The organism is Oceanicaulis sp. UBA2681, from assembly GCF_002354675.1.
Classification (GTDB): Bacteria; Pseudomonadota; Alphaproteobacteria; order Caulobacterales; family Maricaulaceae; genus Oceanicaulis; species Oceanicaulis alexandrii.
This window is the reverse complement of record NZ_DEMB01000010.1, coordinates 53665-65789: the sequence shown is the minus strand read 5'-3', so window position 1 is coordinate 65789 and position 12125 is coordinate 53665. Positions and strand designations below refer to the sequence as shown.

Below are 12125 nucleotides of genomic sequence, written 5' to 3'. Positions count from 1 at the left end.
TAGCTTCAACGCTTGATCCGGTTACGGCGTCAGGACGACCTTGCCCTTCACGCGGCGCTCCAGAAGATCCTCGAACGCCTTGGCGTAATCTTCGAGTTTGTAGCTCGCGGAGACTTGCGGCTTGATCTTGCCGGCCTCATAGAAATCAAAGATTTCCTTGAGATTTTGCGCATTGGCGCGGGGGTTCTGACCCGCCCAGGCGCCCCAGAACACGCCCTGGATGTTGCGGCTGTTGAGAAGGGCGAGATTGAGCGGGATTTTCGGGATCGGGCCGGACGCGAAGCCGATCACCAGATAGCGCCCGTTCCAGCCCGTCGCCCGCAGCGCCGGCTCGGCGAAATCGCCGCCGACCGGGTCATAGACCACGTCCACGCCCTTGCCGCCGCTCAATTCCTTGGCGCGCGCCTTGAGGTCTTCAGTGGTGTAATTGATCGTCTCATCGGCGCCGTTGTCGCGGCAGAACTGCAGCTTCTCTTCAGAACTCGCAGCCGCGATCACCTTGGCGCCCATGGCCTTGGCGAGCTGAACCGTGGCGATTCCGACGCCGCCGGCGGCGCCCAGCACCAGGACGGTTTCGCCTTCTTTCAGCTGCGCCCGGTCTTTCAACGCGTGATAGCTGGTGCCGTAGATCGTGGTCAGCGCGGCGCCTTCTTCAAAGCTCATGCTGTCAGGCATTGGCACGACCTGGCTGAAATGCACCGGCACCTTTTCCGCGAACGCGCCCAGCATAGTCGCCGCAATCACCCGGTCGCCGTCCTTGACGCCCTGAACCTTGTCGCCCAGCGCGGAGATGACACCCGCCGCCTCCATGCCCGGCACGAAAGGGGTCGGCGGCTTCATCTGGTAATTGCCCTCGACCAGCAAGATGTCGGGGAAGTTCACGCCCGCCGCCTTGACGTCGAGCATCACCATGCCCTCGCCCAGGGGCGGCTCGGGGGCCTCCTCCACGGTGAGGTTCTTGTAAGGTGCGAAATCCTTGCAGATCAATGCGCGCATGAACGGCTCCTCCCTGACTCGTCTGTCTGTTTGAGGGCACGATAGAGCAGCAAACGCGTGGCGCAAGCAACTCCTTAACCGCTAAAGCGCCTGCGTTTCAGTCCCCAGATGCACAGCAGCCTCCCTGAAGCTTCAGAGAGGCTGCTCTTGCGCAAGGTGGCGACTTTAGAAGCTGTAGCGCACGCCCAGCTCGAGGATATGGCTGGTGTTTTCCACGTCGAGAGACGCCGGGATAAGAGCAGAATCCGTTTCTGCGTCCTCAAATGCGCGGTAACGGTACCCCGCATAAAAGGCCGTGCTCTCACTGATGGCGTAGGAGCCGCCGGCCATCGCCTGAACAAAGCCCGACATTTCCGTGTCGTCGACAATGCCCACGCCGGACGGCGCGTACTCCACCTTCACCTCGGCCAGGCCCAGTCCAGCGCCTGCATACAAAGCGAAGGGCGTGCCCTCGATCGGAAGATCATAATAGCCGTTCAGCGCCAGGCCCGTAGAGGTTAGCTCGCCCTGACCGTCAGCCACCAGATCCGCCACCGTCACACCCAGCGGCGCCGAACCCGTGATCAAGACAGCTGCGTCAGCTGCGCCCAGCGCGCCGCCGCCGGCCTGAACGTCAACATGCGTATCGACATCAGCGCTTTGATAGGAAAGCTCGGCCTCCACACGGAACATGTCGTTCAGGCGGTAGCCATAAGCGGCGGACACGAACAGGCCGGTATCAAACTCAGTGGTCCATCCGACATCAGTTCTAGACGGCAGGACCGTGCCCGGAGGGACGGCGCCCCCGTCGCCAGTAGCGAAGTCACGACTGAACGCGCCGGAGTTGTCGCTGTCAGTCTGCATGTTCGCACCCACCGAGCCCGACACATAAGACTGAGCGACGGCAGGCGATGACAAAGCTGCCAGCGCGGCGAAAGACAGAAGCAGTGATTTGGTCATGGGTCACATCCTGTTTTGCTATAGCGGGTGCGACACCGCCAGACGGCGTTTGTATCGCATATACTATATACGATAGACCTTGGGATTGGATCACATCTCGGTCTAAGGTTTCAGCAACCTGACTCGCGTCTCCTGGGCGCCTGCTCCTTGAGTGAGATGTGCTTATGCCTGCCGCCGTGAAAGACCGCCGTCATGAATTGCTAAGCCTCCTCGCTCCCACAGCGATTGCCGAGCGTTCCGCTCCGGTCAGCCTGCGTCAGTTTGCTATCAAGGCCGGCGTGTCGGAACCGACCCTGCGCCATTTCTTTGCTGACCGCCGGGGAGTCGTCATCGCGCTTATCGGCTATTTCGCCGAAGGCGCCCGACAGTTTCTGGAAGAGAGCGCGAAACCCGCCGGCACTCTGCAGGAGGCCGTCTCAGGGTATGGCGCACTGGCGCTCGCTGGCGCACAGAGCGATCTCTTTGCGCAGGCGCACGCCTTCGCCCTTGTGGAATCCATTCATGATCCGGAGGTGGCGAAAGCCTATCTTGAAAAGATCATCGAACCTTCCCTTCAGGCGCTGGAGCTCCGCCTTGGCCCCAGCGTGGACCCCGATAACGCCAATCCGGATCGCGTACGCCACGCAGCCCTCGCATTATACGCGCCAGCCCTGATTTCAATTCTGCATCAACGTCTGCTCAAAGGAGACGAGGTCCGACCGCTCGACATGTCGGCATTTGTCTCCGATCTCACCACACTGTTTACTGATGGCATGAAACCAAAGGCAGCTCCATGAGCCCCAAAGACATCCAGGCCCCGCAAGCCTTCGCTCCGTCCGTGCAGCTCAATCTCAACATTCGGGGTCTGGGCCTGTCCGCGACGCTGGCGATCAATGAGCGCTCCGCCGCCTTGATGAAGCAGGGCCGCAAGGTCTCAAAGCTGGGTCTGGGCCAATCCCCCTTCCCCGTGCCGGACATCATGCAGAAGGCGCTGCGCGACAACGCCTTCCAGAAGGATTATCTGCCGGTTCAGGGGCTCTACAGCCTGCGCGAAAGCATTTGCCGCTATCTGGAGCGTACCCAGGGGCTTGATTTCGACCCTGAAGACATTCTGATCGGCCCGGGCTCCAAAGAGCTGATGTTCTTGCTGCAGCTCGTCTATTATGGAGATCTTCTGATCCCCACCCCGTCCTGGGTCAGCTATGCGCCCCAGGCCCAGATCATCGGACGCCCGATCCGCTGGCTGCCTACGGCGCCTGACACGGGTCTCGGCGTCACGCCGGAGGTGCTGCACCGGGCGTGCGAGGCCGATCCTGATCGACCGCGGCTTCTGATCCTGAACTCGCCGGGCAACCCCACCGGCACGGCCTATACCCCCGATCAGATGCTGGGCATCGCGGAGGCCGCGCGCGAGCATCGCCTGCTGCTCTTGTCAGACGAGATCTATGGCGGCGTGCAGTTTGACGGCAAACACCATTCGGCGGCGCGCTATTATCGCGGCGGCACGATCATTTCCGACGGCATTTCCAAATGGGCGGGCGCGGGCGGCTGGCGTTTGGGATTTTTCGCCTTTCCCAAATCCCTCAGCTGGCTCAAGGACGCCATGGCCACGGCGGCTAGCGAGACCTACACCTCGGTGTCCGCCCCCATTCAGCACGCGGCGAAGCTCGCCTTCGAAGGCGGACCGGAGATGGAGCTCTATCTCACCCGGTCACGGCAGGTGCTGGAGGCCTTGGCGAATTTCGTCACCGACCAGCTCACTGACGCCGGCGCGCAGGTCAATCCGATCCGCGGCGGCTTTTACGCCTTCCCCAATTTTGATCCGCTGCGCGGCGCCCTGAACGCGCGCGGAATCACGACCAGCTCCCAGTTGTGCGAAGCGCTGCTGGAAGACACCGGCGTCGCCACCCTGCCCGGGTCGGCGTTCGGACGCCCCGAGAGCGAGCTGTCGCTGCGGCTGGCCTTTGTGGATTTTGACGGCGAGCTGGCGTTGCGCGCCCTGTCAGAGGGCGAAACGCTCGACGAAGCCTTCCTGAACCGGCATTGTTCGCGGGTGATCGAGGGGATCAAGGCCATGGCGCACTGGGCGCGCGGCTGACCCTCACGCGCGGGACCGTCATGGACATTGACTGGAATGCGGTAATGGCCGCCGAAGGATTCTCCACCTGGATCCGCATCATGATCTGGGTGTGGGTCGCGTGCGTGATCTGGCTGTTCGTCGTGCTATTGCGCGGCGGGTTTACGGACATGACCGAAGTCATCACCTCGCGCTACGCCACGGCGGGCGAACGCTCGCGCATGATGATGCGCCTGCCGACCCGGTTTTTGCTGCTGGTGGTCGCGGCCCTGTTCGGCGGCGCCAGCTTCGCCATCCCGCTCTTCATCCAGGGCGCGGTGGTGCTGTTCTTCTGGCGGCAGGCCACAGGCGGATAGACGAACCCCGCCTCCGATTGGAGACGGGGCTCACTTTACCGAGCTTTTTCGCGACTTACGCCGCGCCGGCGTTTCGCTTGGGCAGCACCCAGTCGGGGCGCGGGAAATGGCAGGTATAGCCATTGGGATAGCGCTCGAGATAATCCTGGTGGAAGTCTTCCGCTTCCCAGAATTCACCGGCAGGAACCACTTGCGTCACCACCCGTCCGGGCCACAGGCCTGACGCGTTCACGTCCGCGATGGTGTCTTCAGCCACGTCTTTTTGCGTCTCGCTCAGATAGAAAATCGCGGACCGGTACTGGTCGCCGATATCATTGCCCTGACGGTCCACGGTCGTGGGATCATGGATCTGGAAGAACAGCTCCAGCATCTCGCGATAGCTGGTCACGCTCGGATCAAACACGATCTCGATGGATTCTGCGTGGCCGGTCTGACCGGTCTTCACGGTGTCATAGGTGGGATTGTCGGTCTTGCCGCCGCTATAGCCCACGCGCGTGGAGATCACGCCGGGACGACGCCGGATCAGATCCTGCATGCCCCAGAAGCAGCCGCCCGCCAGAAGGGCGCGTTCAGTGGTCTCAACCATTACAAGGCCTCCTTACGGCCAGCTTTCACAAAATCGATATAGTCGCCATAGCCTTCCGCCTCCATCTCTTCGAGCGGAATAAAGCGCAGCGCCGCGGAGTTGATGCAGTAGCGCAAGCCTCCCGCCTCTTCCGGGCCGTCGGGAAAGACATGGCCGAGATGGCTGTCGGCATGAGTGGAGCGCACCTCGGTGCGCACCATGCCATGACTGTCGTCGCGCAACTCATCCAGCGCTTGCGGCGTGATGGGCCGGGTGAAGCTGGGCCAGCCGCATCCCGATTCATACTTGTCCGCTGAGGCGAACAGCGGTTCTCCCGACACGATGTCGACGAAGATTCCGTCACGTTTTTCGTTCAGCAATTCGCCGCTGAAGGGGCGCTCGGTGCCGCTCTCCTGAGTCACATGGCGCTGCTCAGGCGTCAGGCGCGCCAGCGCGTCCGGCGTGCGGGCCCATTTGGGGTCAGACGTCATCACGATCTCCTCAGCCTCTCAGACGATGTTGGGGCGCAATTGAGTGCGCGCCACCGTCCTCTCTTCAATGTGAGGCGGCAGGGCTTTCAGACAAGAGGCGATAGAAGCGCGGTTACAGGGCGCCGATGGCTTCCCAGGGGAACTCCACCCATTCATCAGCTGGCGTCTGACGCCCGATGACGACGCCTGGCGCGCCGCCGGTCTTGTCCACCAGCGCCGCCACGATGGCGTCGGGATAGCGCGCCCGGACGGCTTCCAGCGTCCGCCCGGAATCAATGATGTCATCGATCACGATGGCGGCGCTGTCCGGCGCCGCGCCATAAGCTTGCATCGTGCCCTGCGCGCCCTCCACGCCGTCGGCATAGGACATCAGCCCGAGAGAGGTCATCTTGCGCAAGCCCAGCCGGTGCGCCACCAGCGCGGCGGGGATCAGCCCGCCCCGCGCCACGCCCACCAGCACCGTGTCAGGATCGATCGGACCGTGCCGCTCGATCAATTGATCGGCGATGCTGGCGGACAGGCTTTCAATATCGGTCCAGCTGAGCTTGAGCATGAAGCGTCCCTTTTCATTCTGACGAAGCGACTTGCACCAACCGGTCCAGCGCCGCCTGAGCGTTGGAACACCAATAGCAGTCCTCAGTGCTCTGACCCAAGGTCAAAGCCTGCCGGTAATGCCGGCGCGCCCGCTCAAGCCGTCCGGTCTGCTCATAGGCGTAGGCCAGGCTGTCCTGCAAATTGCCCTCCTCGGGATGAAGCGCGGCGTTGAGCTCCAGAAGAGCCAGCCCCCATGCCGCATGGCCCTGCTCGATCTGATGCAAGCCCGTCCGGTTCAGCACCCAGGCAGCTGGAACAGGATCGCCTGATCGCGCCGCCAGATAGGCGGGCAAGAGGTCAATATGTTCAGGGGTGTGGTCGGCCATGAAAGTCTGCACCAGCCGCACTGGCCCGCCATGCACGGGATCAGGCTCATAACGCGGATCATCCATCATGCGCGCGACCTCATACCCCATGCGGCCAACAGTACCGCGCGCCGTGTTGGTCATGTGAAGGATCAAGGTGTCCGTGCGCGGCCCGTACTGCACGCTGACGAAGAAGACGCCATTACTGCCTGAATGGCTGATCCAGGGCTCGCCGGACGGCCGCCGCCCCACGCCCCAGCCATAGCTGTAATGGGTGAAGGTCGGCGGATAGGGATCATCAAGCGCCACCAAAGGCGCTTGCAACAAGGCGAGCGAGTCCGCGTTCAGCACGTCGCCCGCGTGAAGCGCCGTCATCCAGCGCAGCATATCGGCAGGGGTTGAGTGAAGCCCGCCATTGCCCAGCAGCCGATAGGAAACGGGTTCGGTCCGCCAGCGTTCGAGATAAAACAGACCTCGATCTGCACGGTCAGGATCGGCGTGAAAATCGTCATATCCGCGAGCTGCGTTTTGGACTGACCAGTCCATCAAGCGATAGCCGGTCTGAGTCAGCCCCGCTGGCTCCAGAACAAGCCGGCGCAGGGCGGTTTCATAGCCCTCGCCCGTGACGCGTTCGATCACGATCGCGAGCAGGGAGTAGCCGGCGTTCGAATACTCATAGCCGCTGCCCGGCGACCGGTTGAGCGGACTGGCCCAGAGCGGCGCCAGGAACTGGGCTTCAGATTTGTAAGGGTCTGAATCGCGCCCGTCGAAAGCCCCGTTTTCGTCTGACAGCCCCGAACTATGGGTCAGCAGCTGATGGATCGTAATGCCTGTCTTGTCCTCAGGCGCCTCTGGAAAGAAACGCTCCAGCGGATCATCAAGCGCCAACACGCCCTCCTCGGCCAGACGCAGTACGGCCGCCGACGTGAATTGCTTGGTCATGGACCCAATGTCGAACAGCGCGTCTTCGTGAAACGAAGCGCCGGAGCGCCGGTCCGAGGCGCCATGAGAGCCCTGATAGACCGGCACGCCGCCCTGATAGACCCACACAATGCCGGGCGTTGCGCCCTCGGCCATGGACGCTTGCACATACGCCTCGATCCGCGCCGACAAGGGCGCAGGAGCATAGGGCGCAGACCAACACGGCGCAGCGCCAAACAACGCACACGCCACTCCCAGCCATTTCCAAAAGGACATGGCGACCTCCATATTTTTCATGATGTCAGAGACGAAACAGAGCTTGGCTATTTCCAGCGAAAGCTGACGAAGAAACAGCCCAGCGCGCCCAGCAAGAACATGATCGCCGGCGCCAGGAACCAGCGCAAAGGCGACGGGGTGATCACCAGCTCAGAGTCCACAGGCCGGAAAAACCGCTGTCCGCCCTCCACACGCTCCAGATAGCCGTTTGCGTGCATGTCGCGTGTGACGCGCACTTGCGGGTCGGCCCGTTCCATCATCGCGACCTGCAGGGCGCGAGCGGCGGCCTCGTCTGGCCGGTCTTCGCCCAGGTCCGACCGCAAGGTTCGATCCAGAATGGCGTAGACATTCATGTCTTCACCCGGCGCGATCACGCCCGGCGACGTGTAATGATAGACGGTGTATTCGTCGTCCTCAGCCAGGCTGAACAGCCCCAAAGAGGCCCCGCCCAGAAACACGCTGGCCACACCCGCCGCCAGCCAGCTGCGCGCCAGTCGTACGCTACGCGACTGAAGACTGATGACGGCTGCACGAACCTGCCCGATCTCACGCAAAGCCTTCAGGCTGTCCGCATCAACCGATTGCGCCAGCGTCTCAGCATCAAACCCGTAGGCCGCCGCCAACCGTTCAAACACATCCTGCGAGGGGAAGGATTTCCCCGTCTCCAGCTTAGACAGATAAGACTGCTCGATATCGGCCTTGGCCGCCGCTTCCGGCTGGGTCCAGCCCTTGTCTTCCCGTCGGGCTCTCAGATAGTCGCCGAATTTCATCATCCGTCTCCGCTCAATGCGTACGCCAACCGTACGGTCTTGTGCGCAGTCTTGGAAAGTCGGGGCGCGACTGACAGATGAATATCAGCGCCTATCGCATGAATATTTGAGCGTTTCAGGGGATATAGCGTCAACTGGCGCAAAAACGCGGCCTCCATGACTGGAGGCCGCGCCCTTTTATCCGTCAGATGTGCGTCTCGGCTATTCGTTGTCGAAGCCGAAATCGGTCAGGCCGCCCGCCGTTGTGACGGCGAACCGGCGCATGCGGACCGTGTTGGCCAGCACCGCCGCATCCGCGCGTATGCGGAAGCTGAGATCGCCGCGGCTGAAGCTGCCGCAATCGGCGAAGTCGACCGCGCCGATGACATACTCGTTCCGTCCAGCCCGATTGGACCGCAAATTGATCGAGCAATCGGAATAGGCGCCGGTGAACTGGCCATTGCCGCCCGCGGCGTTGGCGATCGCCACCTCAATGGAGTCCGGCAATCCGCCATCAATGCCCGTGATCCGGAACACGCCCTGCGTGCCTGCCTGGGCGTCGCCCACCCACTCAAATGGTCCAAACACCACTTCTTCGCGGCCACCGGAGATCGCGGTCGGGCTCTTGCCTTGACCGTTCTCGGCGTCAAACCCGAAATCGGTGATGTCGCCCTGTGCGCCGAACGCAATGCGCCGCATCTTGACCGCGCTCTCCATACCGGAAAGCGAAGCCTGGATACGGAACGTCAGATCGCCCCGACCGAACGCACCGCAATCGGCAAGGTCTTCACGCAGGATCAGATAATCGTTCGCGCCCGCACGCTGAGACCGGATCGCCAAGGAACAATCGGCCGTCGTTCCCGAATAACCGTTGGCCGTCGCGTTGGCGATGGAAACATCAATGCGGGTGATCGAGCCACTGGCGATTCCGGCGATGCGGAATTGGTTGGAGGTGGGCGCCGTGCTGTCCCCCGTCCATTCAAACGGCCCTATGGTGACCTGTCCGACGCCGCCTCCGATGCTGACCGGAGCCTGTCCGGCGCTGGTCTGAGCGTCGATGTGGAAATCGGTCAGGGAGCCGCTGGCCTGACGGATCAGGCGTTGCATGCGCATATTGTCGATATCGCCGGGCGAATAATTGACCCGGCTGTCATCCGCTGTCACCCGGAAGCTGAGATCCGCGCGCCCGAACGATCCGCAATCGGCCAGGTCTTCAGGCAGGATCAGGAAGTCGTTCTCGCTGCGGCGAGCCGAGCGAATGGTCAGGCGGCAATCGGAATACGTCCCCGAATACCCCGGCTGGGAGGCGTTCGCGATCGCCACGTCAAGGGTCAGGGAATCACCCTGCAGGATCGGCGTCAGGCGAAACTCGCTACGCAAGGCGCCGTTGGCGTCATACGTCCACTCGAAGGGGCCATACTCGGCCTGAACGGTCGCTTGTGGCGCCGAGGCGTCACCCTGGGATGCGTCCGCATATGAAGCCTGTCTGTCAAAGCTCGGCGAAGACGGCCCCGCCACAGACTGGATCCGGACGCCTGAGACGCCGCTGGTCGCCTGTCCCTGACCGCCGGAAGGGTCAAAGGCGGCGTCAGTAATGCCGCCGCTGGAATTGAACAGGAACCGGCGCATGCGCACGCTGCCTGCATCAGCGGGGTCCACAGCCACATCGATATAAAGATCGCCACGATCGAACCGGGCGCAATCGGCGAAGTCAGCGCCGCCAATGATGTACTCATTGCCGGAATAGCGATTGGAGCGAATGGTGAAGTCACAGCGGATCGAAGCGTTGCTGACGGTCTGCCCCGCGGTGTCGCCCCAGCGCTCGATATCCGCGCTGATCGCGCTGGGCATGCCGGCGTTCAGTCCTACGACGCGGAAAATACTGGAAGTGCTCTGGTCGACGTCGCTGACCCATTCAAACGGTCCAAAGCGGACAGTTTCCTGACCCGCGGTCAGCGCGGTGGCCACGAACGCCGTCGCCTTCATGCGGATACGGGTGCTGGAACCATCCACGCCCAGAACAAGTTCGCCGGTGTTGAAAGCGTCACTCAAACCGTTGTCATTAATGCTCAGGCGCAACTGCCCGGCGCCATTCGCTGACAAGGTCAGAGCCGTTGCTGAAACCGGCGAACCGGACGGCGCTCCGGATCCGGAAAAGAATTCGGTGGTCAGCCAGCTGGGCTTGGAAATGACACGGACGGTGCGCGCCTGGAAACTGGCGTTGCTCAGAGCCCGCACGGCCGTGTTGAACGAAGAGACGTCACTATTGGTGTTGCGCGCGTCATAGCGTGTGAGCTCGTCCAGGCTGACGGAATTCACCACGCCCGCGCCGTCACGCAAGAAGCTGTAAGCGGCGTCGACCTGGATACGCGCATGAACGCGCTGGGTGGCGACATCCATCACCGGCTCGCCAGTGACCTGAAGCGCTTCCAGAAAATCAGCCACGCTGGCGCTGGGAAACGCCTCACGAAGCAGTGCGATGGCGCCGGCGACATGGGGCGTCGCCATCGAGGTCCCGTTTGAAGACGAGAACCAGTGACAGAACCCGTCAGAGTTCGGCGATGCGTCATTGATGACGCAATTCTGTCCCGATGCGGGTTGTTCGGTGCCGAAGGCGGCCAGAATCTGGACGCCCGGCGCCAGCAGATCCAGATAATCCGCATCGTTGGAGAAGCTCGGCACAGCATCGTTGTCATCAACGGCGCCGACCGAGATGGCGGCGGGAACGCAGGCTGGTGAGCTCAAGCCATTTCCGAAACCGTCATTGCCCGCGGCGACGACGACAGCCACGCCTGCGTCGGTAAGCGCATTCATGCTGGGCTCAATGCTTCGGCCAAGGCAGGGCGAGCTATTGGCTTCGGAACCACCCAGGCTCATATTGACAGAAGCCAGATTCAGCCTGTCGCGATTAATGTAGAGCCAGTCAAGAGCCTGAATCTGATCAGAGGTGTAAGAGCGCACGCAGGGCCCCTCAGGCGTTTCGCCTTCCTCGACGCAGCCTTCGGGCTCGACGCGGCTGAACACATTGACTGCGATGATGCTGGCGTTTCGCGCCACGCCGGACGCCGTACGGCCAGACGACAAACTCACCTGACGTCCTGCAGCCGTCGCAGCCACGTGGGTGCCGTGAAAACAACCATCTACGCCATTCTCAGAATCGAAATCATCTTCAACGCACGCATCCCCAGCATCCGCCGAATCAAGATCAATCTCGTTATCCAGCCCACTGGGGCATAGCGACGTGGACTCACCTGTATAAGTCGTATTGAAACATGCGCTGGCGGTAATGGCGGGCCCCACCATGGGGTGGTCTTTCTCCACCCCCGTATCGAGTACGGCGACTGCGACTCCGCCGCCCGAATACCCTTGCGCCCAGACCGCAGGCGCGCCGACTTGCTGCACCGACGTGTCCGTCAGCGGACGCGCGGGAGCATTGTCATAGATGCCCGCCACATCAGGATGAGCGCGCAACTCGGCAAGCTCTTCCGCATTCGCCAGGATCGCGAAGCCGGGCGTCAGCTCGAACGGCTCATATCCGTAAGTCCCGCCTTGCTCGCTGATTTCGTCAACTGCGCGGGCAAATACACGTCCGGTGACGGACCGGCGCATGTCGTCAATCCGCTGACGCATCATCTGACCGGCAAACCCCGGATCGCCCGCCAAGACGGTTTCGTCCTGTGACACATTCAGCATCACGATGACCGATGTCCGGTCGCCGGATTGAAGCCGGCTCGCCGCGCGGGAGGTGACAGGCCCGTCCAGGGCTTGAACAGCAGCGCCAACCGCTTCGGTTTGAGCCATGACAGGCGTAGTGCTGGACAGACAGGCGCCAAGGCCGAGAGCAGCGGTGATCAAAAGGGTCTTTTGCAGGGTCATT

11 protein-coding genes are annotated in these 12125 nt (G+C 62.2%); 3 read left to right on the top strand and 8 right to left on the bottom strand.

Annotated elements, in window-relative coordinates; all coding sequences use genetic code 11:
- Positions 1-21: 21 nt before the first annotated feature.
- Both B3M53_RS07000 and B3M53_RS06995 read right to left on the bottom strand, forming a co-directional pair.
- On the bottom strand, positions 22-996 hold the full coding sequence (locus tag B3M53_RS07000; protein ID WP_273020350.1) for an NADPH:quinone oxidoreductase family protein: 975 nt from the start codon (positions 994-996) through the stop codon (positions 22-24).
- A 165-nt stretch (positions 997-1161) separates the two neighbouring features.
- On the bottom strand, positions 1162-1935 hold the full coding sequence (locus B3M53_RS06995; protein WP_273020349.1) for an outer membrane protein: 774 nt from the start codon (positions 1933-1935) through the stop codon (positions 1162-1164).
- A 164-nt stretch (positions 1936-2099) separates the two neighbouring features.
- Here B3M53_RS06995 and B3M53_RS06990 point away from each other — a divergent pair, with 164 nt between their 5' ends.
- From B3M53_RS06990 to B3M53_RS06980, 3 genes are read left to right on the top strand one after another with little or no spacing between them, the layout of a single operon-like run.
- A complete protein-coding gene (locus B3M53_RS06990; RefSeq protein WP_022701945.1) occupies positions 2100-2711 on the top strand; it encodes a TetR/AcrR family transcriptional regulator in 612 nt (203 codons plus the stop codon).
- On the top strand, positions 2708-4012 hold the full coding sequence (locus B3M53_RS06985; RefSeq protein WP_022701944.1) for a pyridoxal phosphate-dependent aminotransferase: 1305 nt from the start codon (positions 2708-2710) through the stop codon (positions 4010-4012). Before B3M53_RS06990 ends, B3M53_RS06985 begins: the two co-directional genes overlap by 4 nt.
- Positions 4013-4056: 44 nt before the next feature.
- Positions 4057-4347 (top strand): hypothetical protein, encoded by a 291-nt coding sequence (locus B3M53_RS06980; RefSeq protein ID WP_156861543.1) that lies wholly within the window; start codon positions 4057-4059, stop codon positions 4345-4347.
- Between the two features lie 55 nt (positions 4348-4402).
- Here the strand turns inward: B3M53_RS06980 and msrA are convergent, their stop codons facing one another.
- The 6 genes from msrA to B3M53_RS06950 all read right to left on the bottom strand — a co-directional run bounded on the left by msrA (position 4403) and on the right by B3M53_RS06950 (position 12124).
- Complete coding sequence (gene msrA, locus B3M53_RS06975) at positions 4403-4933, bottom strand: peptide-methionine (S)-S-oxide reductase MsrA (RefSeq protein WP_273020348.1); 531 nt, start codon at positions 4931-4933, stop codon at positions 4403-4405.
- Positions 4933-5403: a peptide-methionine (R)-S-oxide reductase MsrB gene (gene msrB, locus B3M53_RS06970; protein ID WP_160091933.1), complete on the bottom strand. Its 471-nt coding sequence runs from the start codon at positions 5401-5403 to the stop codon at positions 4933-4935. Before msrB ends, msrA begins: the two co-directional genes overlap by 1 nt.
- 112 nt (positions 5404-5515) lie before the next feature.
- Positions 5516-5956 carry a phosphoribosyltransferase gene (locus tag B3M53_RS06965; protein WP_022701940.1) on the bottom strand — a complete coding sequence of 147 codons (441 nt, stop codon included), beginning with the start codon at positions 5954-5956 and terminating at the stop codon, positions 5516-5518.
- Positions 5957-5969: 13 nt separating this feature from the next.
- A complete protein-coding gene (locus B3M53_RS06960; protein ID WP_273020347.1) occupies positions 5970-7499 on the bottom strand; it encodes a serine hydrolase domain-containing protein in 1530 nt (509 codons plus the stop codon).
- A gap of 47 nt (positions 7500-7546) precedes the next feature.
- Positions 7547-8272, bottom strand: a complete 726-nt coding sequence (locus B3M53_RS06955; protein ID WP_022701938.1) for a helix-turn-helix domain-containing protein — start codon at positions 8270-8272, stop codon at positions 7547-7549.
- A gap of 198 nt (positions 8273-8470) precedes the next feature.
- Positions 8471-12124 (bottom strand): S8 family peptidase, encoded by a 3654-nt coding sequence (locus B3M53_RS06950; RefSeq protein WP_273020345.1) that lies wholly within the window; start codon positions 12122-12124, stop codon positions 8471-8473.
- Position 12125 lies beyond the last annotated feature (1 nt).